This window comes from Thermococcus sp., assembly GCF_027011145.1.
GTDB lineage: Archaea > Methanobacteriota_B > Thermococci > Thermococcales > Thermococcaceae > Thermococcus.
The window spans coordinates 93,861-116,033 of the sequence record NZ_JALVAO010000068.1; the positions used below are offsets into that span (position 1 = coordinate 93,861).

The 22,173-nt window shown below is 50.8% G+C and carries 26 protein-coding genes, 1 tRNA gene and 2 pseudogenes; 9 read left to right on the forward strand and 20 right to left on the reverse strand.

The features are described 5' to 3' along the window. Positions 1–8: 8 nt before the first annotated feature. Positions 9–770 (forward strand): acetate--CoA ligase family protein, encoded by a 762-nt coding sequence (locus MVG27_RS09635; RefSeq protein ID WP_297550273.1) that lies wholly within the window; start codon positions 9–11, stop codon positions 768–770. On the opposite strand, the gene MVG27_RS09640 is transcribed toward MVG27_RS09635, so the two are convergent. From MVG27_RS09640 to MVG27_RS09685, 10 genes and pseudogenes are all read right to left on the reverse strand, one after another. Then, complete coding sequence (locus MVG27_RS09640) at positions 767–1,120, reverse strand: hypothetical protein (protein ID WP_297550275.1); 354 nt, start codon at positions 1,118–1,120, stop codon at positions 767–769. The two genes, MVG27_RS09635 and MVG27_RS09640, sit on opposite strands and share 4 nt — an antisense overlap. Positions 1,121–1,141: 21 nt before the next feature. Beyond that, positions 1,142–1,933, reverse strand: a pseudogene (locus tag MVG27_RS09645) (pyridoxal-phosphate dependent enzyme). Further along, entirely contained in the window at positions 1,885–2,022 is a 138-nt protein-coding gene (locus MVG27_RS09650) for a hypothetical protein (protein ID WP_297550277.1), read from the reverse strand. Before MVG27_RS09650 ends, MVG27_RS09645 begins: the two are co-directional and overlap by 49 nt. 84 nt (positions 2,023–2,106) lie before the next feature. Then, complete coding sequence (locus MVG27_RS09655) at positions 2,107–2,682, reverse strand: hypothetical protein (protein ID WP_297550279.1); 576 nt, start codon at positions 2,680–2,682, stop codon at positions 2,107–2,109. 41 nt (positions 2,683–2,723) lie between these two features. Then, positions 2,724–3,272, reverse strand: a complete 549-nt coding sequence (locus MVG27_RS09660; RefSeq protein WP_297548132.1) for a DUF998 domain-containing protein — start codon at positions 3,270–3,272, stop codon at positions 2,724–2,726. Next, positions 3,269–3,712, reverse strand: a complete 444-nt coding sequence (locus MVG27_RS09665) for a type II toxin-antitoxin system VapC family toxin (protein ID WP_297548131.1) — start codon at positions 3,710–3,712, stop codon at positions 3,269–3,271. Before MVG27_RS09665 ends, MVG27_RS09660 begins: the two co-directional genes overlap by 4 nt. Continuing rightward, positions 3,697–3,957 (reverse strand): hypothetical protein, encoded by a 261-nt coding sequence (locus tag MVG27_RS09670; RefSeq protein ID WP_297548130.1) that lies wholly within the window; start codon positions 3,955–3,957, stop codon positions 3,697–3,699. The genes MVG27_RS09665 and MVG27_RS09670 overlap by 16 nt, the downstream gene beginning before the upstream one ends. 58 nt (positions 3,958–4,015) lie before the next feature. Beyond that, positions 4,016–5,158, reverse strand: coding sequence for a tRNA uracil 4-sulfurtransferase ThiI (gene thiI / locus MVG27_RS09675; protein WP_297548129.1), 1,143 nt, complete (start codon positions 5,156–5,158; stop codon positions 4,016–4,018). 3 nt (positions 5,159–5,161) lie between these two features. Continuing rightward, a complete protein-coding gene (locus MVG27_RS09680; RefSeq protein WP_297548128.1) occupies positions 5,162–5,497 on the reverse strand; it encodes a hypothetical protein in 336 nt (111 codons plus the stop codon). A 38-nt stretch (positions 5,498–5,535) separates the two neighbouring features. Beyond that, positions 5,536–6,144, reverse strand: a complete 609-nt coding sequence (locus MVG27_RS09685; RefSeq protein WP_297548126.1) for a nitroreductase family protein — start codon at positions 6,142–6,144, stop codon at positions 5,536–5,538. Positions 6,145–6,239: 95 nt separating this feature from the next. On the opposite strand from MVG27_RS09685, the gene MVG27_RS09690 reads away from it, so the two are divergent. Beyond that, positions 6,240–6,953, forward strand: coding sequence for an aspartate/glutamate racemase family protein (locus MVG27_RS09690; protein ID WP_297548136.1), 714 nt, complete (start codon positions 6,240–6,242; stop codon positions 6,951–6,953). Positions 6,954–7,040: 87 nt separating this feature from the next. Further along, on the forward strand, positions 7,041–8,423 hold the full coding sequence (pfkC, locus tag MVG27_RS09695) for an ADP-specific phosphofructokinase (RefSeq protein WP_297548124.1): 1,383 nt from the start codon (positions 7,041–7,043) through the stop codon (positions 8,421–8,423). Positions 8,424–8,444: 21 nt separating this feature from the next. Here pfkC and xerA read toward each other — a convergent pair whose 3' ends face one another. Genes xerA through sfsA form a run of 3 tightly spaced genes read right to left on the reverse strand, consistent with a single transcriptional unit; the run spans position 8,445 to position 10,939 of the window. Then, positions 8,445–9,281: a site-specific tyrosine recombinase/integron integrase gene (gene xerA, locus MVG27_RS09700; RefSeq protein WP_297548122.1), complete on the reverse strand. Its 837-nt coding sequence runs from the start codon at positions 9,279–9,281 to the stop codon at positions 8,445–8,447. A 10-nt stretch (positions 9,282–9,291) separates the two neighbouring features. After that, entirely contained in the window at positions 9,292–10,185 is an 894-nt protein-coding gene (locus MVG27_RS09705; protein ID WP_297548135.1) for a toprim domain-containing protein, read from the reverse strand. 43 nt (positions 10,186–10,228) lie between these two features. Beyond that, positions 10,229–10,939, reverse strand: a complete 711-nt coding sequence (sfsA, locus tag MVG27_RS09710; RefSeq protein ID WP_297548120.1) for a DNA/RNA nuclease SfsA — start codon at positions 10,937–10,939, stop codon at positions 10,229–10,231. Positions 10,940–11,022: 83 nt separating this feature from the next. Between sfsA and MVG27_RS09715 the strand changes: the two genes are divergently transcribed. The 3 genes from MVG27_RS09715 (at position 11,023) to MVG27_RS09725 (ending at position 14,217) form a co-directional block, all read left to right on the forward strand. Further along, entirely contained in the window at positions 11,023–12,375 is a 1,353-nt protein-coding gene (locus MVG27_RS09715; RefSeq protein WP_297548118.1) for an ATP-binding protein, read from the forward strand. Positions 12,376–12,411: 36 nt separating this feature from the next. Then, the gene (locus tag MVG27_RS09720; protein WP_297556579.1) at positions 12,412–13,458 is read left to right on the forward strand and encodes a M42 family metallopeptidase; all 1,047 of its coding nucleotides are present in this window, start codon (positions 12,412–12,414) and stop codon (positions 13,456–13,458) included. A gap of 63 nt (positions 13,459–13,521) precedes the next feature. Beyond that, positions 13,522–14,217 carry a hypothetical protein gene (locus tag MVG27_RS09725; protein WP_297548116.1) on the forward strand — a complete coding sequence of 232 codons (696 nt, stop codon included), beginning with the start codon at positions 13,522–13,524 and terminating at the stop codon, positions 14,215–14,217. Here the strand turns inward: MVG27_RS09725 and MVG27_RS09730 are convergent. Then, positions 14,170–14,427 carry a hypothetical protein gene (locus tag MVG27_RS09730; protein WP_297548133.1) on the reverse strand — a complete coding sequence of 86 codons (258 nt, stop codon included), beginning with the start codon at positions 14,425–14,427 and terminating at the stop codon, positions 14,170–14,172. The genes MVG27_RS09725 and MVG27_RS09730 overlap by 48 nt on opposite strands. A gap of 46 nt (positions 14,428–14,473) precedes the next feature. On the opposite strand from MVG27_RS09730, the gene MVG27_RS09735 reads away from it, so the two are divergent. Further along, a complete protein-coding gene (locus tag MVG27_RS09735; protein WP_297548114.1) occupies positions 14,474–16,399 on the forward strand; it encodes a helicase C-terminal domain-containing protein in 1,926 nt (641 codons plus the stop codon). Here MVG27_RS09735 and MVG27_RS09740 read toward each other — a convergent pair. The 5 genes from MVG27_RS09740 to MVG27_RS09760 form a co-directional block, all read right to left on the reverse strand. Then, positions 16,386–16,748, reverse strand: a complete 363-nt coding sequence (locus tag MVG27_RS09740) for a hypothetical protein (protein ID WP_297548112.1) — start codon at positions 16,746–16,748, stop codon at positions 16,386–16,388. The genes MVG27_RS09735 and MVG27_RS09740 overlap by 14 nt on opposite strands. An 862-nt stretch (positions 16,749–17,610) precedes the next feature. Continuing rightward, positions 17,611–17,718 (reverse strand) — tRNA-Met (locus MVG27_RS09745). Positions 17,719–17,770: 52 nt separating this feature from the next. Next, on the reverse strand, positions 17,771–18,379 hold the full coding sequence (locus MVG27_RS09750) for a rhomboid family intramembrane serine protease (RefSeq protein ID WP_297548110.1): 609 nt from the start codon (positions 18,377–18,379) through the stop codon (positions 17,771–17,773). After that, on the reverse strand, positions 18,369–19,136 hold the full coding sequence (locus MVG27_RS09755) for a bifunctional fructose-bisphosphatase/inositol-phosphate phosphatase (RefSeq protein WP_297556574.1): 768 nt from the start codon (positions 19,134–19,136) through the stop codon (positions 18,369–18,371). The genes MVG27_RS09750 and MVG27_RS09755 overlap by 11 nt, the downstream gene beginning before the upstream one ends. A gap of 5 nt (positions 19,137–19,141) precedes the next feature. After that, complete coding sequence (locus MVG27_RS09760) at positions 19,142–19,948, reverse strand: DUF63 family protein (protein WP_297548106.1); 807 nt, start codon at positions 19,946–19,948, stop codon at positions 19,142–19,144. A gap of 73 nt (positions 19,949–20,021) precedes the next feature. On the opposite strand from MVG27_RS09760, the gene MVG27_RS09765 reads away from it, so the two are divergent. Next, the gene (locus MVG27_RS09765) at positions 20,022–21,074 is read left to right on the forward strand and encodes an NAD(P)-dependent glycerol-1-phosphate dehydrogenase (protein WP_297556577.1); all 1,053 of its coding nucleotides are present in this window, start codon (positions 20,022–20,024) and stop codon (positions 21,072–21,074) included. 34 nt (positions 21,075–21,108) lie between these two features. Beyond that, positions 21,109–21,543 (forward strand): UPF0179 family protein, encoded by a 435-nt coding sequence (locus MVG27_RS09770; RefSeq protein WP_297062536.1) that lies wholly within the window; start codon positions 21,109–21,111, stop codon positions 21,541–21,543. On the opposite strand, the pseudogene MVG27_RS09775 reads toward MVG27_RS09770, so the two are convergent. After that, a pseudogene (locus MVG27_RS09775) lies at positions 21,540–22,173 on the reverse strand (urea amidolyase); the annotation flags it as partial. The gene MVG27_RS09770 and the pseudogene MVG27_RS09775 overlap by 4 nt on opposite strands.

Consider the following 22,173-nt stretch of genomic DNA (forward strand, 5'->3'; position numbering starts at 1 on the left):
GTGGTATTATGAAGGAGGAGGCGCTCAAAGTTATTGAGTCCGTACTGTCCCAGGGCAGGACCGCTATGGTTGAGTACGAGGCCAAGCAGGTTTTAAAAGCTTACGGCCTCCCCGTGCCTGAGGAGAAGCTTGCCAAGACCCTCGATGAGGCCCTCAAGTACGCGGAGGAGATAGGCTACCCCGTTGCCCTGAAACTCATGTCACCCCAGATACTCCACAAGAGCGACGCGAAGGTTGTCATGCTGAACATAAAAACCCCCGAGGAGCTCAAGCAGAAATGGGAGGAAATACACGAGAACGCGCGCAGATATCGCCCTGATGCAGAAATCCTCGGCGTTCTGGTTGCCCCGATGCTGAGACCGGGCAGGGAGGTAATCATCGGCGTTACCGAAGACCCGCAGTTCGGTCATGCGATAATGTTCGGCCTCGGTGGAATCTTCGTGGAGGTTCTCAAGGACGTTACCTTCAGGATAATACCCATAACGGAGCGCGATGCAAGGAAGATGATAACCGAGATAAAGAGCTACCCGATTTTAGCGGGAGCGCGCGGTGAAGAACCAGCTGACATTGATGCCATAGTCGACCTCCTCCTCAAGGTCAGCCAGCTCGTTGACGAGCTCAGGGACTACATTAAGGAAATGGACCTCAACCCCGTCTTTGTCTACGAGAAGGGTAAGGGTGCTGTTATAGTTGACGCAAGAATTATACTCAAGGAGCCGAAAGAAGAGAAGCCGGAGATAAGTTCCGAATACAGGGAGAGGTGCGCCTAATCGCCCTCCGCTTTTTCCCTTTCCTCTGCCTCTTTTTCCTGCTTATAAACCATCTCGATGTAGCTTAGAATGTCGTGCATTATGAAGAAGCTTATAATTACGTCGACGGCAGAGTAGATGTTCCCCGAGATTAGGTAGAAGATTGCGATAAAGAGGTTAATCGCGATGTAGATAAGGGCGACCTTTATTGCGGTTCTGTTTTCAACTCCAACGCCGTAGGCCAGAATGAGGTTCAGCAGGCCGAAAAAGAGGTAAATGAGTGAACCCCAATAGTAGGCGTAGCCAAGGAGGAGTATCCCGTTTATTGTGAGCAGATACGTGGCGAGCTTCGGCGGTTTGAGGTTGAGCATGGAAAAAGTTGGGAAGAGACTTTAAAGGCCTTCTGGTCCCTCAAAAAACTCAACGTACTTGAAGCCGTCGTCAGGGAAAATCAGCACGGTGGTTTCTTCTGGCGTTAACTCCTTCATTGCCCAGTAAACTGCCCCGGAGCTCAGGCCGACTAGGATTCCGTTGAGCCTCGCCACCTCCCTGACGCCTTTTATAGCTTCTTCAAGCGTTACCTCGACGATTTCATCGACGTATTTTATCCACTTCTACCCTGTCTCAGGCCTCTTTATCCCGGGGATTTTCTCTCCTCTGGCCGGAACAACGCCGATGACTTCTGTTCCATAGCGCTCCTTGAGATAGCTTCCAATCCCTGCCACGTGGCCCGAGGTTCCAATTCCTGCTATCAAAAGCTCCGGCCTCTTCCCCACGCTTTCAAGTTGTCCCGCTATCTCCTTTCCAGTTTCCCTGTGGGCCAGGAAGTTGTTTTCGTTCTCGTACTGGTTCAGATTGATGGCTCCGCTTTTTCTGGCTTCCTCCTTGACGAACTCAACCATCTCCTGACTTATCGTTTCAAAGTCCGTTAGAACGACCTCGGCTCCGAGAACGCTGAGGAGGACCCTGGTTGCCTTTGGAGTTGGCTTCGGCAGGTATGCCCTGAACCTTATCCCGAGAACGTTGCCCAGTGAGGCCAGTGCAATTGCCGTGTTGCCCGAACTCGCTTCAAAAACGCTCTCAAAGCTTTCACTTTCAAGGGCCGAGAAAAGTAGTCTATAGGCGGTTCTGTCCTTTATGCTCCTGCTGAAGGGGTTAAAGAACTCCAGCTTGGCAAAAGACATTCCCCCCTCGTTTTCAGCCTGAGGAGGGGCGTCGGCTTGTACTTCTCAAACATCTCAAGGCTGTTCTCGAACACGTTCATTGCCTTCACCGGTCGTGCTTTTGGTGAAGGCCTTAAAAACATTCCTAAAACGTTCGGTTATGGGCAAAAATGTGTACTCAAATGCCGGTCTTTCTAAATAACCTGCCGAAGGATTTTCATGAACTCTTTGGGGGAGCCCCTGACTATCGGGTATTTCGGGGTGAAGGGACAGGGAGGCTCTTTGCGGGAGCTTACCTCGAAGGTGCCGATTTTCTTTGCTATGCTCACTATCTCCTCCTTATCCATGCCTATAAGGGGCCTTAGGAGGGGTAAATCGCTTGCGGAGCTAATTATCAGGAGGTTGTCAAGGGTTTGAGATGCAACCTGCCCGAGGGAATCGCCGGTGATTATAGCCCTGGCACCGACCCCATGTCCAATCCTGCAGGCTCTTCTAATCATCAGCCATTTGCAGAGCACGCACGTCCACCGCTCTTTTCCCAGCTCTTTCAGCCTCTTAAAGGCCGGAACGTGCTCCTCCGCGAAATCCACTATGATTGGTTCGCCGAGGTTTCCATACTTCCTGAGAATCTCCCACAGCTCAAGGACCTTCTCCTCCTTGGCGGAGTCCTGCCTGAAATGAACCGGGATAACATCAATTCCCTTCCTGAGCATAAGATAAACCGCGACAGGTGAATCTATGCCCGAGCTGAGTAATGCAACGGCTTTCATGCGAAAAAATTGGAAATGGTTTTTATGAGGTTTTCTTCAACTCAGGGTTTCAAACCTTTAAGGAGAAGACCAAGATAGACGAACCAGGCAAGGATAAAAAACGCTCCTATAAGCTCAGGGATTGCCAGCCCCTTGAACACTCTGGCCTTAATCAGGTAGAGCATCGTTGTGAACACAACGACCGAACCGGCCGTCCAGAGGTAGTTGAGTGGACTGGTTCTTCCGAGCTTTATTCCGATTATCGCTATGTCCGTTAGAGCCAGAACGTAAAAGAGGACCGCCGATGGAGCGTGATAAGGAAGCTCCTTGGGAAAGACGCCAACGAGGAATAGAAAGACCATCGCAAGGGGCATGAGGTAGGAAAGCCCGTTCCTGAAGGCAACCAGAGATGGTATCATGGCTATCGTCGCAAAGAACATGAGGAAACCGTTGAAGAACCAGCGGTTCGGGTTTTTGAGGGAGCCCATGTCGCTCAGCGCGTTGTCAGTGAAGGAGAACCAGGGATTGAAGTGGATAACCAGAACTAGGCCAATAAGGAAAATAACGGGCATCGATAGCGCTATGTATGATGCGAGGCGTGTAAGGGTCATTTTAATCCCTCAGCTGGGGGTAGCATTATAAACCCTGCAATTGCAAAGTCCCTGTCGAAGGTAAAGACTTTTTTGATTCCAAGCCGCTTCATAATTGAGAAACTCAAACAGTCGAACATATCAATACCGTTTTTGTCTTGATACTTTTCAAAACATTCCCATGCGGTGTTCCAGTCATCGTCGCTTTCCTTCACTATCTCTACAAATTTGCTCGTTAAGAGTTTCTCTTTCATCACGATAGCTTTTCTTTTTCCAACTCTCTTTGAAGCACCGCTGAGGAATTCCAAAAGCACCGGTCTCCCAATGATGAACCAGTTCCCTTCGAGGGCCATTTCCTTGAAGAAAGATTTGGCGACCTTATGATTCTTGTCCTTGGGATTAAAAAATGCAATCAAAGCACTTGTGTCCATGTATATTTTTTCGCTCACTCGCTTTGCCATTCTGGGACACCCCAGTCGTCCCTCTCACTGGCATTTTCATCAGCTATGTCGAGGAGCCCAACTGCCTCCCATATAGGGTCGTTTTCAACTTCTTCAAGAAGTTTTTTCTTCTTTTTTTCTGCATAGTCCCGGAGTATTTCTCTGAGGACTTCTTTAAGGGACTTTTTTTCAATGCTAGCCACTGCCTTTAGGGTTTTGTAGACATCCATCTCAACCTCTGTCTGAACGACTTTTGTCTCTGACATGTTTGCTCACCTATCTCTCTTATTGAATGTAATTCTAAATATGCTTTTTGTTAGATGTCTAGCACTCCCTCTTTTTCGGCTCTTCCCCAAAGATTTCCCTATAAATCTTCCGGAACTCCTCCCAGGAACCCCTTATTATCGGGTGCTTTGGAATGAAGGGTATTTCATCTTCCGGCAGTGTTGAGAGCTCAAAGGTGCCGATTTTCTTTGCTATGCTCACTATCTCCTCCTTGTCCATGCCTATAAGGGGCCTGTAAATCGGCAAATCGCTCGCCTGACTGACGATGTACATGTTCTCGAGCGTTTGGCTTGCCACCTGCCCGAGGGAATCGCCCATGACGATGCCCTTAGCACCGAATTCCTTGGCTATTCTGTCGGCGTGTTTGACCATCATGAACTTGCACATCACACAGGTGTATTTGTCCTTCTTCATCTCCTTAAGCTTCCGAACGATTTTTTCGCGTTCCTGTGGCTTTACGACTATCAGCTCGGCCTTTCCACCGTAGTGGTACTTCTTGAGCTGGTTCCATATCTTCCTGACCTTTTCGAGGGTTTTCTCCCCCATGTAGATGTGGACTGGAATCACCTCGACGCCACGCTTCATCATGAGGAAAGCCGCGACCGGTGAGTCTATGCCACCGCTGAGTAAAGCCACGACCTTTCCTTGCGTCCCTATAGGCAGACCGCCCCATGCCCTGATTTTGTCAACGAAGACGTACGCTTTGCCCTCCATCAGCTCAACGCCGACCTCTATGTCGTAGTTATGAAGATTGACCTCGCTCTCCTCGTTTTCAAGAATGTACTCCCCAACCTTCGCCTGAATCTCCGGACTTTTCAGCGGAAATTCCTTGGTTATTCTCCTCGCGGTAACGCGGAAACGGGGCCTCTCAAGGTTCAGCTCGCGCTTCTTCCTCCTGAAGAGCTTTAGGGCTGTCTTGTTGATTTTTTCCATGTTTGCTTCAACTTCCATGGCAGGGGAGAGGGAAACTATTCCGAAAACGCGCGTGAGGACGTCTACAGCCTCCTTGGCCCTGTTCGTCCTTACTAAAACGCGACCGTGCTTGGCCTCAACTTTTTTGAATTCAATCCCCTCGCTTACCAACGCTTCGCGTATGTTGTTCATGAGGATGTTCTCAAACCATCTCCTCGTCTGCCTCGACTTCGTTCCTATCTCACCGTACCTAACGATGACAACGTTCATGGCTCAACCCACCGGTCCGAGTGGATGGGGAAACTTGACGACTATCTCAACGTACTTCTGGATGACCGTGTATAGGACAAGGGACATGATGTATGACGAAAGCAAAATGAGCTCGTTCATCTCAAAGATGTGCCTGGCGAGTTCCTTTGCCCTCGGCGTGGCGTCAACGATGGTTCTCATGTAGCGGACCTTCCAGTTCTGGTTCATTACTATGAAACTGACAAGGAACAGAACGCCCACTAACCCCCACATTTTGCCAAAGGCCAGCATAAGGAAGAGCGTCGAGGTCATGACGAGCCATCCACCGATGACGCCGAGCAGGATTACGAACTCTATCATGGCTATCGTCTTTGCTTGGGTGATTAAGATAAAAAAGTTTAGATGAACTTTGTTACATCTTCAATACCCTTCTTTCTTTTCCTCGGCTTCGGTTCGTTCTTGGGATAGCCAACGGGAATGACGCCAACGAGGTAGTAGTTCTCATCCAACCCGGCCAGTTCCCTTACCCTCTCCTCTATCCCCCTGAAGTTCGTAACTCCGACGTAGACTGTGCCAAGGCCGAGCTCAACTGCCTTGAGCATGAGGTTCTGGATTGCCATAGCAGCACTCTCAACACTCCAGATGAACTCCACCTCGTCGAACTCTTTTCCTGGAAGAAACCGGACGCGCTTATCTATGAACACCGCAATGTAAACCGGTGCCCTGAACATGCCCTCTTCGTGTATTCTCTTCCTGAGCTTTGCTATCTTTTCCTCGGGTAGTTTGACAGCCTGATAGTAGACCTCCATACCCTCAGCAATGAGCTCATAGAGCTTTTCTCTTGCTTCCTTGTTTCTAAACACAACAAAAATCCAGTTTTCAAGTCCGCTCGCCGTTGGGGCCCGAATTGCACTTTTGATGAGCTCCTTAATATCTTCCTCCGCAACAGGTTTCTCGGAGAAGTATCTAACGGAGGTTCTTCTCCTTATAGCCTCCTCCAGTTCCATGTTCCCACCTCTCCTCATTGGAGATTCGTTTATTAATCCCTTTTCAAAACCAAAGGTTTAATAGAAAAGCCGAGAATTTCCCTTCGGTGAAAAGCATGTACGGATGGAGAGGAAGGCTCGGCCTTATAGTCCCATCATCGAACACCACTATGGAGATGGAGCTTCACGATTACCTCCCGGAGGGCGTTTCGCTCCACACGGCGAGGATTCCCCTCAGAAACGTCAACGAAGAGGAGCTCGTAAGGATGAACACTTTGGCCGTTGAGAGCGCCAAGCTCCTTAGAGATGCCGGGGTTGAGCTGATTCTCTACGGATGCACCAGCGGTTCCTTCATCGGAGGAAAGGACTACGAGAAAAAGCTTGAGATGGAAATCGAAGACGAGGTGAACGTCCCGGTTGTGAGCACGAGCACGGCCGTAATAGAGGCCCTCAAAATGCTCGACGTCAGGGAAATCCTCGTGATAACGCCCTACACCGACGAGATTAACCAGCGAGAGAAGGAGTTCCTTGAGGCGAACGAGTTCACCGTTCTGGACATCAGAGGGCTCGGCATTGAGGACAACCTTGAGATTGGCAAGCTCGAACCCTACACGGCTTACAGACTCGCCAAGGCGAGCTTTACCGATGAAGTAGAGGCGATATTCATAAGTTGCACCAACTGGAGAACCTTCGAGATAATTGAAACGCTCGAAAGGGACCTCGGGGTTCCGGTTGTCACGAGCAATCAAGCTTCCCTCTGGCTCGCGCTGAGGGAAATGGACGTCATGGACAGGATTCCAAGCCTCGGGAAGCTTTTTGTTGAATTTTAAGGCTTTTTCTGCCTTATATTTCAAAACGAAATCCTTTTAAGAAGCATACTGAAAATTCCTATTGATTACTCACTGAAGGTGATACAAATGATGGAGCTCCTCAATGAGGCGAGAAAGCTATCGATGTTCACCGCTTACAATGCGAACGTTGATGCGATAGTATACCTCAACGGGGAAATGATTCAGAGGCTTATAGATGAGTTTGGGGCCGAGGCAGTGAAAAGAAAAATGGAGGAATTCCCAAGGCAGATTGAAGAGCCCATAGACTTCGTTGCAAGACTCGTCCATGCCCTCAAGACAGGTAAACCTATGGAAGTTCCCCTCGTAAACGAGGAGCTCCAGGGATGGTTTGACTCCCGCTTTAATTATGACGTCGAGAGAATCGGTGGACAGGCTGGAATAATAGCGAACCTCTTGGCAAACCTCGACTTCAGAAAGGTCATCGTTTACACCCCACACCTTGCAAAGAGACAGGCGGAGATGTTCGTGAGGAAGCCAAACCTGTTCTACCCAGTCGTTGAAAACGGGAAACTGGCCCTCAAGCATCCGATGGAAGCCTACCGGGAGAACGACCCGATAAAGGTGAACCGTATCTTTGAGTTCCGCGCCGGAACGACTTTCAGGCTTGGAAACGAGACTATAACCGTTCCCTATTCTGGTCGCTTCATAGTCTCGGCCAGATTTGAGAGCATAAGGATTTACACGAGGCCCGAGCTAAAGCCTTTTCTCCCCGAAATCGGACTCCAGACGGACGGTGCAATCCTCTCCGGCTATCAGGGGATAAGACTGCGCTACTCCGACGGAAAGGACGCCAACTATTACCTGAGGGAAGCAAAGAAGGACATACTCCTCCTTAAGAGAGAAAAGGACCTGAAGGTTCACCTTGAGTTCGCATCAATCCAGAACCGCGAGCTGAGGAAAAAGGTCATTTACAACCTCTTTCCCCTCGTTGACAGTGTCGGGATGGACGAAGCCGAGATTGCCTACGTCCTGAGTGCCCTCGGCTATTCGAAGCTGGCTGAAAGGATATTTACCTACAACCGAATCGAGGACACTGTTCTGGGCGGGAAAATCCTCATAGACGAGATGAACCTCGAAGTCCTGCAAATCCACACGATTTACTACCTGATGTACATAACCCACGCCGACAATCCCTTGAGTGAGGAGGAGCTTAGGAAGAGCCTTGAGCTGGCAACGACTTTGGCTGCGGCAAGGGCTTCGCTCGGCGACATAAAATCGCCAGAGAACTTTGAAAGGGGACTAGGCGTTCCCTACAACGAGCGCGGGGAATACGTTAAGCTCAGGTTTGAAGAGGCCAAAAGACGGCTAAGAACGAAGGAGTACAAGATAGTGATAATCCCGACGAGGCTCGTGAAGAACCCGGTTTCAACCGTCGGGCTCGGCGATACAATCTCAACCGGAGCCTTCACAAGCTATCTTGCCCTCTTGAGGAGAAAGGGGGCACTCTAGTCAACCATCGGGCAGTTAATATCACTCAAGGAGTCCCTCAATCAGCTTTGCCTTTTCCTGGGCTTTTTTCAGGTGCTCAACGGTGACCTTCGTGTAAATTTGCGTCGTTGAGAGGTTTGAATGACCTAAAAACTCCTGAATGGCCCTGATATCAACGCCCCTTTCGAGCATGTGGGTTGCAAAGCTGTGGCGGAGCCTGTGGGGGGTAACCTCAACCCCTGCCCGATTCCCGTATTTCTTCAGGAGGTACCAGACGGTCTTGGGTGAGAGCCTGTCCTTCTTCCGTCTCCTCTCCTCAACGAGGAGGTACTCGCTTTCGTCTTCCCTGCTTTCAAGGTATTCCCTTATGGCATCGCTCAGAAAAGCCGGAATCGGGACGACCCTGTCTTTGGCCCCCTTACCACCGCGGACAACCAAGAGGTTCCTCTCTATGTCCACATCGCCCTTCTTCAGGTTGCAGAGCTCGCTGACGCGCAAACCGGCCCCGTAGAGCAGGAGAACTATCAGCCTGTCCCTCTTCCTTGTCGGTGGAATTACCGAGAGGAGCCTCTTGACCTCCTCCCGGGTTAAAGCCTTCGGCAGACTCCTTGGAACCTTCGGTGGCCTCAGCTTCTCGGCTTCCTCGTCGTAACCCTCAAAGCGGAAGTAGGCGCGCAAGGCCTGAACAACGAGGTTAAGGCTTCTGTTGGAGTAGCCTTCCCTCCTGAGTCTGGCCAAAAAACGCAGGGCGGAGCGAGCGTTTATTGTCCCGCCCCACTCAAGGTATCGTCTAACGTAGTAGGAATACATCCTGATTGTGTTGGGACTCTTTCCCTCGAGGTCGAGGTATGTCTCGAACTCCTCTATGACTTCGTCCATAGCTCAGACCTTAAAGCAGTTCGTGCGGCTTGAGCTCGGCCTCAATGATTTCGAGTTCTTCCCCGGGTTTCTCCGTGGGCTCGATCTTTTTGTCTTCCTGCTCTTCCCCAGTTTCCGCTTCATTAGCTTTTCCTTCAAGGCCCTCCTTTATGGCAAGGCTCAGATAGACGGTTTTCATCAGCTCCTCGACGAGCTCTCTGTCCTCTGCAAAGACGTAGCCCTGTCCGACTATGACCTTTCCAGCCAGCCCAAGTTTCTCGACGGCTATAGCAAAAATCTTCTCGTCCGGGACGGGTTCTGCCGGGAACAGGTTCGTCCAGGCCTCTTCAATCTTAACGGGCCTGCTCTTCTTGTCGAGGAGCTCTCTAAGGCCTTCGTTCTCGTTCCTAAGCCTTACGTACTCAGCATGCAACTCCTCGTACTTCTTCTGGAGCTCTTCGTGCTCCTTGTAGAGACTCTCGTAGTCGCTTGCCAGCTGGTCGTACTTGCCCTTGATATCAAGAAGCTGTTTCCTCAGCTCCATGTACTCGGGAAGAACCTGAAGGCTCTTCAGCCCCGCCCTTACGAGGGTGTTCTTGAGCTCCTTCCTAACGAGTTCAACGTCAACGTGCTCTAAGTCGTGCCCCAGGGGGAGTTTCATTCTCTCGATGTGGCCGACCATTTCGCCGAGCTCGTTGAAGAGCCTCTCGGCAAGTTCTCTTCCAACCCTGTCCGCGTCGGTGGCTATTATGAGCAAATCGGCACCTGCCGCGGCGCTTTTTGCTATCTCCACGTTGGTAGTAGGGATTATGGCTGAAATCGTTATGTTGTATTCACTCCCCAGAGCGAGCCCCTGAAGTGCCTTGCTGACGACTTCAACGTCGCTCGCTCCTTCAACGAGAATCCTAACGTCCACTATTGCCATGCTCACCACCGTCAATAATTCTCTCCCCGGTTTAAAACCGTTCTCATAGTTCAACCTTCAGGGAGGGTCTCTCGAGGATAACCTCTCCGGATGGAGACAGCGAGATGGAGAGGCCCTCAATCCTAACTCCCTCCCTAACGGCCTCTCTCAGGAGTTTTGCTATAATGGGGTCCCCTTTCTCGTAGGGCCTGAACTTCTCGACACCTGGCATTGCTCCGATGAAGAATATTATGGCCTTTTTGCCGGAGCGGGCAAGTTCCATGAGCTCACGTATGTGCCTCTGCCCCCTCAGGGAGGGACAGTCAGGATACATGGCGTATTCTCCCCTTTCACCTCCCCTCAACACGGCGCTCTTCATTTCACCGTAGAGCTCTCCGCCGGGACAGGCAAAGAGGTAGTCGAGCCTTGAGTTGCCGACTCGAACTTCTTTCCTCTTTATCACGCAGTCCCTTAACCATGGAATCAGGTTCAGTTCCACGGCCTTCTCGAAGGCCTTAGCTTGCGTCTTCGTGTCTATTACCGCTCCCTTTCCCCCTAAGTCTTCAAAGGCCAGCAGAACGAAGTCCGTCTTTCCACCGCTCTTTGGCAGGCAGAATGCCCTTCTTCCCGGAACCATGAACTCCTCCAGGCGACCGGTGTTTGTGACGAGGGCTTTCTTGAGTTCTCCTTGCACTTCAACAAGGGCCACAAAGCGGTTGAGCCTCTCAATGAAAGTGCAGGGGATGACGTTTAGTTTTAGCAAAACATCTCTCATGATGCCCCTTAGGAGGCTAGAGATATAAACTTTAACCATCACATTTTTATCCAGAAACTGGATAATCCAGATGGTGGATAATAATGAAGTTCTACGACAGGAAGGACGAGATGGAGACATTGAAGAGAGCCCTTAAACTCTCGGATTCCAGGCTTGTTGTTGTCGTTATTACTGGACGGAGAAGGGTAGGTAAGACGAGACTCGTCAGGGAATTCTTCAGGAGGGAGGGCATTGGTTTTCTGGACCTGTTTGTAGGCGTTAAGGGTGAGAAGCTCCTCATGGAGGACTTTGCAAGGGAAGTTGAGCGCTTAATGGGCTACTCCCCAAAGTTTGATAACTTTGGTGAGTTCCTGAGATACCTTGAGCGCCTCGACGTGAGAGCAGTCTTCTTCGACGAGTTTCAAAACGTCCTGCGGGTGAATCCCTCCATGGCCTTCGAGCTTCAGAGGTTCATAGACCGCAACGAGTCCAAGCCCTTGTTGCTCGTAATCTCCGGTTCCTACATCGGTATGATGAAGCGCCTCTTCGCATCGAGGAAAGCGCCCCTCTACGGCAGGAGTACTGTTTTTATGGAGCTTAAACCACTTCGACCACGCCATGTCTTTGAGATGCTAAACGACTTAGGCATCAGAGATTCCGGGGAAAAAATGGCCTTTTACGCGGTTTTTGGAGGAGTTCCCAAATACTACGAACTCGTTGAACTCCTCGAAAAGAAAACTCTTCGTGAGCTTCTTGTCGAGGCTGTCAGGTATTCCACGTTCCTGGTCTCGGAGGGGGAAGGTCTCCTAATCGACGAGTTTGGACGGGCTTACAAGACCTACTACTCAATCCTCAGAGCAATAGCGAGCGGAAAGAACAGGCTCGTGGAGATTGCAAACCTCCTTGGAATGAAGCCAGGAAGCCTATCTAAGTACCTTGATTCCCTTATAGATTATTACGGCATCGTTGCCAGGGAAGTTCCGGTGCTTGGTGGCAGGCGCTCGAGGTATGTGATAAGAGACAACTTCCTAAACTTCTGGTTCAGCATGATTGAACCCCAACTTAGGAACATTGAAGCAGGCGACGTTGATTCCTTTAGACGCTTTCTTGGGGAAAACCTCAATACTTTTCTCGGAAGGGCATTCGAGAGGGTTGTTGCTGACGTTCTATGGGACCTGAACGGAAAAATATTCACCTTTGATGAACTTGGACCCCAGTGGGGTAGGGGATACGAGATTGACCTCGTTGCGGTTAATAAAAAGGAGGAGGCAATTTTCATAGAGACAAAGTGGGGAACTTCAGTGGACGGTCCGAGGGAGATTGGCAAACTAATCGCCAAGGCTAACCTTGTCCCCTGGAGAGGGGAGAAAAGGTTTCTCATAATAGCTAGGGGCTTTCGGCGGAAGTGTGATGACTGCATAACCGTTGAGGAACTCCTCTCACACCTAAACCCTTAAAAGCACATTACGATGACTATCTAAACGGTGGTGTTCATGGTGGACTTTGAACTGCTGAAGAAGATTGTTGAAGCTCCGGGAGTTTCTGGGTTTGAATTCCTCGGTGTCAGGGACGTTGTAATCGAGGCCTTCAAACCCTACGTCGACGAGATTAGGGTTGACAAGCTCGGGAACGTTATAGCCCACAAGGAGGGCAAGAGGCCAAAGGTAATGCTCGCCGGTCATATGGACCAGATAGGCCTCATGGTGACGCACATCGAGAAGAACGGATTCCTCCGGGTAGCTCCTGTCGGCGGTGTTGACCCAAGAACTCTAATAGCCCAGCGCTTCAAGGTCTGGGTTGGCCCGAACGAGTTCATCTACGGCGTTGGCGGTTCAGTTCCACCACACATCCAGAAGCCGGAGCAGAGGAACAAGGCCCCAACGTGGGACCAAGTGTTCATTGACATCGGTGCCGAGAGCAAGGAGGAAGCTGAGGAGATGGGCGTCAAGATAGGCACGGTAATTACCTGGGACGGAAGGCTGGAGAGGCTCGGCAAGCACCGCCTGGTTAGCATAGCCTTCGACGACAGGATAGCGGTTTACACCTTGGTTGAGAGTGCAAGACAGTTGAGCGAGACCGATGCGGACGTTTACTTCGTGGCAACGGTTCAGGAGGAGGTTGGCCTTCGCGGTGCCAAGGTTTCGGCCTTCGGCATAGACCCTGACTACGGCTTTGCCCTGGATGTGACCATCGCGGCCGACGTTCCGGGAACGCCAGAACACAAGCAGATAACCCAGCTCGGAAAGGGAGTTGCAATCAAGATAATGGACCGCTCCGTCATCTGCCACCCGACGATAGTTCGCTGGATGGAGGAGCTGGCCAAAAAATACGAGATACCCTACCAGTGGGACATCCTCACTGGAGGAGGAACCGACGCTGGGGCAATACACCTCAACAAGACCGGCGTCCCGAGCGGTGGCATAAGCATTCCGGCGCGTTACATACACTCCAACACCGAAGTTGTGGACGAGCGCGACGTTGATGCGGCAGTCAAGCTGACGACCAAGGTCATCGAGGAGATTCCGGAGCTCAAGCTTTAATCCCCTTAAATTTATAAAGCTCCTCCCAAACTTTTTTTCAGTATAGGACAAGGGTGTCCAGCGATGGAATCAAGAATTTCAGAAATGCCCTTTTCAGGAGACTGGGAAGCCGTGAAGTGGGTAACCTCTAAACCAAAGGAGCTCTTCAGGTCTCTGCCCTTTGAAGCCGAGGTCTCAGGGGTGGAACCGTTTGATGTTGAAATACGTCTCAAGAGAAAACTGCTTAAATTTGAGTTTCTAGGGAAAATGAACATAGCCTTTGCAGATTCAACGGCCACATACATCATGAAAGGCCCCAAGGGTCTTTTGATACTATCTTTTTCTGTTAGCGGAGACAAGCTCATTTCTCGGGCCTCTGCTGATTTGGTCGAGCGCTTTCTCAGTCGAAAATTAGAGATACTTGCAAAGGGATTTGGTCTTTCCGTCTGTCGTTTCTCTGAAAGCTATCGGAGAATCGTCGGAAAAATCCTGCCAACTGGAAAAGGAGAATTTTACATAAGGGACATGTCATCTGAGGACATTCCGCATTTGCTAAGGTATCTTCGCTTTATCACAAGCGGAACATTTTCTCTTCATGGGAGAGGAGAGAGTGAAGAGTTCAAGATAACTGTTGGAGGTGACCTCGTTAAGAGTATTGAACATGAGAGCTCAGGGGGAAGTGCCATTATCGAAGTTAACAAGCCGTTGCTCGATGTTAGCGAGGAAGATTTCTCAGGCCTCGAGCTCGGGGGGGAGTACCTCCTCAGGGTTGTTCTTTGAAACTTTCTTCTCAAACTTCCATGCCTCGTAGATGAAAAACGCCAAGCCCATCGCCACTCCCCCGAGAACGAACGGAACCCTGCTCGGCAGTGGAAGTCCGCGGTGCCACTTGTGGAGGAGATAGTTCTGGTAAAGGAACAGGTAGCCGAGCCACGCTATTATGAGGGCCTCGACGCCGTATTCAATCAACTTCTTCTCTTTATCTCCCATCTTCACCACGGGAAAGGTTAAAAACGAGCCGTTAAAAACCCTTCCCATGCAGGAACCTGACCTCAGTTATTTTCCCTACGAATCACTCAGACCGAATCAGGCTGAATTCATAGAGCTCGTCCGCGAGACCGCCGAGAGGGGAGAGAATGCGATAATCGAGGCTCCAACGGGTTTTGGGAAGACCGTAAGTGTTCTGGCAGGAGTTCTCCCCGTTGCCAAGGAGCTCGGGTTGAAAGTTCTCTATCTGGCGAGGACCCACAGGCAGATGGACAGGGTTATAGAGGAGCTCAAGGCGATAAACCGGAAGGCAAAGGTCTCTGGCATCGAGCTGAGGAGCAGGAAAGAGCTCTGCCTTCACAACTACCTAACCAGGTTCACGAACGACGCATACACCGCCATGATAGTCTGTAAGAATCTGAAAAAGCTCGGCAAGTGCGAGTTCTACGAAAACGAGAAGAGGAAAAAAGCCGAGTTCAACGAGCTCGTCAACTTCTTCCTCGAGAGTCCATCCCATCCATCGGAGATTTTAAGCTACGCCGAAACGCTCGAGCTCTGCCCCTACGATTTGACCAAGAGGATAGCCGAGAAAGCGGACGTCATAGTTGCGAGCTACCTCTACGCGATAAGTCCGAGCATAAGGGAGAGCCTAATAAGCTCGCTCGGCGTTGATTATTCCGACTTGATAATCGTCTTTGATGAAGCCCACAACCTGCCCGACCAGGCGATTTCGGCTTTAAGCGACAGGCTGAGCATTCACACGGTCAACAGGGCCATCAAAGAGGCCGACGAATACAGGGAGAATGAAATAGCGAACTTTCTGAGCATATTCGCAAAGGGCCTGGAGTTGCTCTTCAACGAAAGGCTCTCAGACAGGGAGATTAAGGAAACTCCCATTCAGCCGGAGCTAGTCTTTGCGCACCTCATAAACACCCTGGAAATAAGCTCACGCTGGCTCGTCAAGACCCTCAACGAGATGGTCTCCATCGGAGAGGCGATAAGGGAGGACAGGATAGAGAAGGGAAAGCCACCGAGGAGCTACATCGGTAGAGTTGGAGAGTTCCTGCTCCTCTGGTTTTCGCTCATCGGACGTGAGGATTATCTGTTCCTCCTCAGCAGGGAGAAAGGACTGAGCCTTGAACTCGTTGCCCTGGACCCTTCGAGGGCTTTAACGTTCCTCCACGACGTCCACAGTGCCTTCTTCATATCCGGAACGCTGACGCCACTTGAGGCGTTCCGCGACGTTATGGGAATCGAGAGGGCCAGACTAAAGAAGTTCCCCCGGATTGTAAAGAGGGAAAACGCGCAGGTTTTGGTTGCCAAAGACGTTTCAACGCGCGGTGAGGAGCGTTCTCTGGCGGTTTACAAAAAGATGGTTGACTATATCGTCGAGGCCGTGAAGCTCATCCCAAAGAACGTGGGGGTTTTTACGGCATCTTACGAGGTCCTCCAGGGCCTTCTCTCGGCCAACCTCCAGGTTCGGCTTGAGGAAACCGGAAAAGCCGTGTTCATCGAGAGACAGGGCGTCAGCTCGTCCGAGAACGATGCGATGGTGGCGAGCTTCAAGGCCCACGCGAAGGGCAACGGTGCGGTACTCCTCGGCGTCATGGGCGGCAGGAACAGCGAGGGACAGGATTACTCGGGAGATGAAATGAACGGGGTTATACTCGTGGGGATTCCCTACGCGAGGCCGACGCCGAGGGTTCAGGCTCAGATAAGGTACTTTGAGAGGAAGTTTCCGGGGAAGGGCCGTTACTACGGGTATTATTTGCCTGCCCACAGAAAGCTCGTTCAGGCCGCCGGAAGGGTGCACCGCTCGGCCGAGGAGAAGGGCTCGATAATAATCCTCGACTACCGCGTTCTGTGGAGGAACGTTAAGAAGGACTTCCCGGACTGGATGGTTGAAACTATGAGGCCCGTTGATTTAGCTAGAATGAGGCTTTACCTGAAGCGTTTCTGGTTCAGCGGACTGTGAATTCCTTCTCAACCCTGACCTTGGCTCCCTTAACGTAGGCGAACTTGACAACCTTGTATCTTCCCGGGGGAAGCTCGACGGGAAACCTCTGCTCCATGGTCTCCCCGGGAATGAGGACGATTCGCCTGTTTAGGAAAACTATTCCCGGGTCAATTTTCTGCCAGAAACCGACGTACTCGTAGAGCTCAATCTCGTTGCTCGTCTCGACCTTGAAGGTGTTTGGGTTTGTTATCCAGACGACGAGTTCTCCCTTTCTGGGCTTGACGTCGATGTCGAGTTCAACCTCTGGCGGAGAACCTACGTTTATGACGCCAACCTTGTCATTAGAAGGCACCTTGACAATCTTCATCGGAAAAACTTTGTCATTCACTTAGATAAACCTTCCGGTCGCTGGAACGTGTCTTGATGAAATTTTGCTTACGGGCTGGGTTCTCGAGAAAAGAATGCCCTTCATCAAGCTGGCAGAAAACTACTCGTGTGCTTCTCAAAAAGCAACTAGGTTAGGGGTTTAACACCAAACGGAACCCTTCAAGCAGTTTCAACTCTGATTAACGCCCGAAGGGCGCCGTTTTAGAAGTGAAACACTTTCCAAGGAGCAAATGAAACTAAACCCTCTAAAAATCAACCTTTAGAGAAATGCACGTAATCTTCCGCCAGCGCTTGCGAAGCAAGCAAACTTTGCTTTGCAAAGTTTGACCAAAAAATAAACTTCCACCAAAACAACCAAGAAAAGTTTGCATGTCCCTTCAACATCTCAAACTCAAAGCGGGTTTTCCCCCTAAAACAAAGCAAGTTAAACACGTTTCAACTTTTTCTTAACGCCCGAAGGGCGTTATTCCAAAGAGAAACTATCGAAAAACAAGCAAGTTCAAGAATAAACCCCCTTAAAACTACAATTCCTCAAAAAGGACATGCAAACCTTGGTCAAACTTCGCGAGCAAGCTTTTGGAAAAAGCTTGACCAAAAATAGCCCTTGACCTTCAAGAAGGGCAAAGATTAGTCGTGCATTAACGAAAGGCAATTCAAGTTAGGGTTTAACACTAAACGGAACCTCTTAGGCAGTTTCACTTTTGTTTTTGGCGTCCGAAGGACGCCGTTCTAGAGAGAAACACTCCCAAGGAGCAAGTGAGATGAGAAACTCCCTCATAAAAACTGCAAATTTCAAAAAAGCACCTACTTTTCCGCCAGCGCTTGCGAAGCAAGGGCTGTAATGGTGCCGGGGCGGGGCTTTGAACCCCGGACCTCTCGGTTTCTCAGGCTCCCCCGAAGGGGAGTGGCCCTATGAGCCGAGCGCTCTGACCAGGCTAAGCTACCCCGGCACTGCCCGAGCGCTCGGGTTATACCTTTTGGCCGGCGTTTTTAAATCTTTCGTTAGTAGTAGGCGTATGCCCACGTCAGCTTTCTCCGTATGATTTTTCCATAGTAGTAGCCTATGAGCATTCCCGCGATGAGGCCCCCGAGGTGGGCGTAGGCGTTCACCCCTGGAAGGAAGCTGTTGATGAGGAACAGCACGAAGGCGTTTATAATGGCCATCTGCATGTTTCCCCCGACTACGCCGGTTATCGTTATCAGTGCCCCCGCTATTCCGAAGAGGGCCCCGCTAGCCCCGGCGCTGACGACGTTTGGCGGTAGGAGGAACAGGGTGAGAATGTTCCCGGCGAGCCCTGAGACTATGTAAACCATTGCAACCCTTCTTGAGCCGATGATTCTCTCGAGCTGGCTCCCCATGACGAGGAGGAAGTACATGTTAAATCCGATGTGGATTATGTTAACGTGAACGAACATCGCCGTGAAGGGTTGCCACCATGCGTGTAAATACCTGACAGCGTAGTTCCACTGACCGAGGACGCTGAGAACGTTGTCACTAATCCAGAAGGGGTTTCTGCTGAGTACTGCCTCCACGATGTAAACCGCGACGTTTATGAGGAAGAGTGTAAAGGTTGCCCTCCCATACCTGTGGAAGTACCGTTCAAGGTTCATTTTCGAGCTCCTCCAAAATTAGCTTGAGAATCCTCTCGTTGGCCACCGCAATTACGTTCGTGTTCACCTCTGCATTGAGCTCAAACTCCAGCGGTTTTCCACTCTCGTCGGTGACGATTCCCCCAGCTTCTCTAACGAGCATGACTCCCGCGGCTATGTCCGTTGGCCGGACGTAGTTCCTTATGTCAAAGACGCCGTCTAGCGAGCCCTTAGCCGTATAGGCCATCTCAACCGCTATTGCTCCCAGAACGCGAATCCTCTTGACCTTCCTTACGAGCCCCAGGCATCTACCCCGGGTGTAAAAGCTTATCGCTTCCTTTCCGGGCTCTGGGTTGTTGACGTGAATGGGTCTTCCGTTGAGATAAGCCCCCTCACCGGGTATAGCCTCGTAGAAGGCCTTTGGAAAGAACTCGTAGATGGCCCCATAAACGGGTGTCTTTCCCTTGAAGACCGCGAAACTGAATGCAAATATCGGTATTCCCATCGAGAAGTTGTACGAACCGTCGAGAGGGTCAACGACGACGGTGTAGTCGCTTCCGTGGTCAATCTCCCCAACCTCTTCGCTCACCACGTTAACGCCGAGGGGGTCGAGGTGCCTTATTATCAGGTCTTCGGCAACCTTATCGACGTATTTTGTAACGTCACCGCTTACGTTAGTTCCAACGGTTTCTCCGGCCTTTTTAGTCCCAAAGAGGGGCATTATGGTTTTTTCCAAATCCTTCGCCATGTTAAGCGCTATCTCGTTCCAGGGGTACATCTAAATCACCTCAGGAGAGCTATAAGCAGGTTTCTTGTCCCGGGGCCGAAGCCGAGGATAAAGATTGTGAGTTTGACAAAATTTATCAGCTCGGGATCTTCCTCGGTCATCAGCCTGTCCAGAATGTAAACGACAAGGGTTATTATAACGAGCTTTTCAAGGTACATAACCGCGGGGGTTCCGAAGATGTTCATCAGTGTTCTCGCGAGGACGTGTTGCTCCCAGAAGCCGAAAAACTGGATTCCAACGAAGGTCGTCGTTGCGTCGTAGAAGTGGGTATAGAAGAGGATTCTGTTGTTTCTGACGAGTTCAAACTTCTTCGAAAGAACCCATATGAACGACTCAGCGATGATAAGGCTTGGTATGAAGTACTTGAAGTAGTCCCATCTAACCGAGAGCTTATCCCAGTTGATGACCATTATGAAGAGCAGACCCGCAACCAGAATCCAACCGAAGTCGCGGTAAATGGAGTAGAGTCTCTCATCGTTGCAGTGTCTCCACACCACGAAGAGCGATGCTATTGCAAAGCCCGCTATCACAAAGTATCCACCCGGGCTGACGGTTAGATACGTCCGCGGAAGGAGGCCTATATCAGTTATGCTCCTCATAAGCGGGCCTAGGAGAATGTAGGGCATTAGAGCGACGAAGAAGCGTTCGTCAATCTTTATTCCCATTCTCTTGAGCATCTTATAGAGAAGCAGAACCGCGACCCCAAGAATCAGGGCGTAAACTAGCGTGTTCACAATGTTGTAGCCCTGGTTGTATTTGATTGGCTCAACGAAATAGCGGTAAAAAAACTCGTAAAACCCCATTCGACCACCATAGAGAGTCCTTCCGATAGTCTTAAAGCTTTTCCTTCTGAGAGATTAGGGGACGGTGAAGGGCATGAAGGGAGTTCATCTTATGCAACTTCCCAGGGAGGTGCTCCTCGGCGAGAACCTGAAGGGAGAAGTTATTAACGTTGCGAGACGGCTTGGCCTCGGTGAGAAAGTTATAGTGCTCTACGGGCCAAAGACAAAGGAGATAGCCGGTAAAGACGTTGAGAAGAGCCTCAAATCCGAATACGACGTTGTTCCTCTGACAGTTAAGAAAGGTGCCACAATGGAGGAAGTCGAAAGGACGATTGGACTGGTAAGGGACGAAAGCGCTGACTGGGTAATAGCCGTTGGAGGGGGAAGTATAATAGACGTGGCCAAGCTTGCCTCCTTCAAAACGGGTGTTCCCTTCATCAGCTTCCCGACCACGGCATCTCACGATGGCATAGCCAGCGCCAACGCCTCGATAAAGGATTTGGGCTCCAAAACCTCGGTAAAGGCCGTTCCTCCCGTTGCGGTCATAGCCGACGTTAAAGTCATCAAGACGGCACCGTATCGCTACCTCGCGGCCGGTGTCGGCGATACGATAAGCAACCTTACGGCCGTTAAGGACTGGCAGCTGGCCCATAGGATAAAGGGCGAATACTACAGCGAATACGCGGCCTCGCTCAGTCTTATGAGCGCCAAGATGGTCATAAGGAATGCCGACATAATACGCCTCGGCAACGAGGAGAGCGTGAGGAAGGTCATAAAGGCCCTAATCTCCACGGGCGTTGCCATGAGCATAGCAGGTTCTTCAAGACCTGCAAGCGGTGCCGAGCACCTCTTCAGCCACGCACTGGACATGCTGGCTGAGAAACCGGCGTTGCACGGGGAGCAGGTTGGGGTCGGGACGATAATAATGGCTTACCTTCACGGCCTGAAATGGGAGCGTGTTAGGGAAACCTTAAAGAGGGTTGGCGCCCCAACAACAGCGTATGAACTTGGAATCGAACCCGAGTTGATAATCGAGGCCCTCACGATTGCCCACACTATAAGGCCCGAGCGATACACAATCCTCGGGAAGGACGGTTTAACGAGGGAAGCGGCCGAGAAAGCCGCTAAAATCACCGGAGTTATCTGATTATCTTTCCTTACAACTTCAGGAGGTGTTTGGAATGGCCATAATCACGTTAGTTGGTGAAAAGTTAGCCAAACCGGGTGTTGAGTTCATATTCTACGGTCCGGCCGAGCCATGCAAGACCTGTAAACTTGCAGGGGTATGCGTTGGAAACCTCGAACCAGGAAGGAGGTACAAGATTCTCAGGGTTAGGAGCATGCCCTCGCACTCCTGTCCATTACATGAGGGAAAGGTCCGCGTTGTCGAGGTCGTCGAGCCGAGCATTGAGGTGGCGATAGAGCCGAGGTTGGCTATAGTCGGCTCGATAATTCAGCTCAAGTTTGAGGAGTGCAGTGACCCGAAGAAGAGGGAAGTCTTTAAGCCCGAGGGGCTCTTTGAGGGCGACCATGTGAAGATAATCGAGGTAACCGGGGAAATAGAGTGCGATGGAAAGACGTACAAGATAGTCAAAGTAATGCGCAAGAAGGACTAACCGGCAAAGACTATCCTTTCTTCTTTTCCAGTTTTTATCCGATACGCTCTCATCTTCCCCTCCAGAAAGAGCTTTATCGCCCTTAGAGTCCGCTCTTTTCTCAGGAATTCTTCCCTTGCAGTCCTGACGTCAACTTTCCTAAAGCGAACACTGAAGCCGGGCCTTAGCTGGGCAAACCTGGACAGGTGGGCACTTATAACGACCCCTATTCTGGAGTAGCCACCCGTTGTCTGGGCATCCTTCATCATCACTATTGGCCTTCCGTTCGCTGGAACCTGAACCGTTCCGGGAACTAATGGGCCGGTAACTATCCCGGCACCCTTTTCGGAGTGCTCTACTGGTCTTCCGTCGAGCCGGTAGCCCATTCTGTCGGATTCAGGCGTTAAGGTGTAAGCCTCGCTCAGAAAGGTTTCAATTCCCCTTTCAGTAAAGTGCTCCAAATCCGGGCCGAGGATAACGCCAACGGTTATTTCTTTTCTGGAATAATCCGGTCTGAGCTCCTCGGGAAGGCATTTTCCCTCCTTTCCAGTCAGTATTGAGTACCCAAAGGTTAGTTCATCCCCCTCCTTTAGTGGCCTTCCAAGCCCTGCCCTTGGATAGGCGGAGCAACTCCCGAGTAATTTTTCGCAC

What these genes read in the sequence shown, in the direction of transcription:
- MVG27_RS09635 (WP_297550273.1), top strand. Translation starts at nt 9, where the DNA reads ATGAAGGAGGAGGCGCTCAAAGTTATTGAGTCCGTACTGTCCCAGGGC.
- MVG27_RS09640 (WP_297550275.1), bottom strand. Translation starts at nt 1,120, where the DNA reads ATGCTCAACCTCAAACCGCCGAAGCTCGCCACGTATCTGCTCACAATA.
- MVG27_RS09655 (WP_297550279.1), bottom strand. Translation starts at nt 2,682, where the DNA reads ATGAAAGCCGTTGCATTACTCAGCTCGGGCATAGATTCACCTGTCGCG.
- MVG27_RS09660 (WP_297548132.1), bottom strand. Translation starts at nt 3,272, where the DNA reads ATGACCCTTACACGCCTCGCATCATACATAGCGCTATCGATGCCCGTT.
- MVG27_RS09665 (WP_297548131.1), bottom strand. Translation starts at nt 3,712, where the DNA reads ATGGCAAAGCGAGTGAGCGAAAAAATATACATGGACACAAGTGCTTTG.
- MVG27_RS09670 (WP_297548130.1), bottom strand. Translation starts at nt 3,957, where the DNA reads ATGTCAGAGACAAAAGTCGTTCAGACAGAGGTTGAGATGGATGTCTAC.
- thiI (WP_297548129.1), bottom strand. Translation starts at nt 5,158, where the DNA reads ATGAACGTTGTCATCGTTAGGTACGGTGAGATAGGAACGAAGTCGAGG.
- MVG27_RS09680 (WP_297548128.1), bottom strand. Translation starts at nt 5,497, where the DNA reads ATGATAGAGTTCGTAATCCTGCTCGGCGTCATCGGTGGATGGCTCGTC.
- MVG27_RS09685 (WP_297548126.1), bottom strand. Translation starts at nt 6,144, where the DNA reads ATGGAACTGGAGGAGGCTATAAGGAGAAGAACCTCCGTTAGATACTTC.
- MVG27_RS09690 (WP_297548136.1), top strand. Translation starts at nt 6,240, where the DNA reads ATGTACGGATGGAGAGGAAGGCTCGGCCTTATAGTCCCATCATCGAAC.
- pfkC (WP_297548124.1), top strand. Translation starts at nt 7,041, where the DNA reads ATGATGGAGCTCCTCAATGAGGCGAGAAAGCTATCGATGTTCACCGCT.
- xerA (WP_297548122.1), bottom strand. Translation starts at nt 9,281, where the DNA reads ATGGACGAAGTCATAGAGGAGTTCGAGACATACCTCGACCTCGAGGGA.
- MVG27_RS09705 (WP_297548135.1), bottom strand. Translation starts at nt 10,185, where the DNA reads ATGGCAATAGTGGACGTTAGGATTCTCGTTGAAGGAGCGAGCGACGTT.
- sfsA (WP_297548120.1), bottom strand. Translation starts at nt 10,939, where the DNA reads ATGAGAGATGTTTTGCTAAAACTAAACGTCATCCCCTGCACTTTCATT.
- MVG27_RS09715 (WP_297548118.1), top strand. Translation starts at nt 11,023, where the DNA reads ATGAAGTTCTACGACAGGAAGGACGAGATGGAGACATTGAAGAGAGCC.
- MVG27_RS09720 (WP_297556579.1), top strand. Translation starts at nt 12,412, where the DNA reads ATGGTGGACTTTGAACTGCTGAAGAAGATTGTTGAAGCTCCGGGAGTT.
- MVG27_RS09725 (WP_297548116.1), top strand. Translation starts at nt 13,522, where the DNA reads ATGGAATCAAGAATTTCAGAAATGCCCTTTTCAGGAGACTGGGAAGCC.
- MVG27_RS09730 (WP_297548133.1), bottom strand. Translation starts at nt 14,427, where the DNA reads ATGGGAGATAAAGAGAAGAAGTTGATTGAATACGGCGTCGAGGCCCTC.
- MVG27_RS09735 (WP_297548114.1), top strand. Translation starts at nt 14,474, where the DNA reads ATGCAGGAACCTGACCTCAGTTATTTTCCCTACGAATCACTCAGACCG.
- MVG27_RS09740 (WP_297548112.1), bottom strand. Translation starts at nt 16,748, where the DNA reads ATGAAGATTGTCAAGGTGCCTTCTAATGACAAGGTTGGCGTCATAAAC.
- MVG27_RS09750 (WP_297548110.1), bottom strand. Translation starts at nt 18,379, where the DNA reads ATGAACCTTGAACGGTACTTCCACAGGTATGGGAGGGCAACCTTTACA.
- MVG27_RS09755 (WP_297556574.1), bottom strand. Translation starts at nt 19,136, where the DNA reads ATGTACCCCTGGAACGAGATAGCGCTTAACATGGCGAAGGATTTGGAA.
- MVG27_RS09760 (WP_297548106.1), bottom strand. Translation starts at nt 19,948, where the DNA reads ATGGGGTTTTACGAGTTTTTTTACCGCTATTTCGTTGAGCCAATCAAA.
- MVG27_RS09765 (WP_297556577.1), top strand. Translation starts at nt 20,022, where the DNA reads ATGAAGGGAGTTCATCTTATGCAACTTCCCAGGGAGGTGCTCCTCGGC.
- MVG27_RS09770 (WP_297062536.1), top strand. Translation starts at nt 21,109, where the DNA reads ATGGCCATAATCACGTTAGTTGGTGAAAAGTTAGCCAAACCGGGTGTT.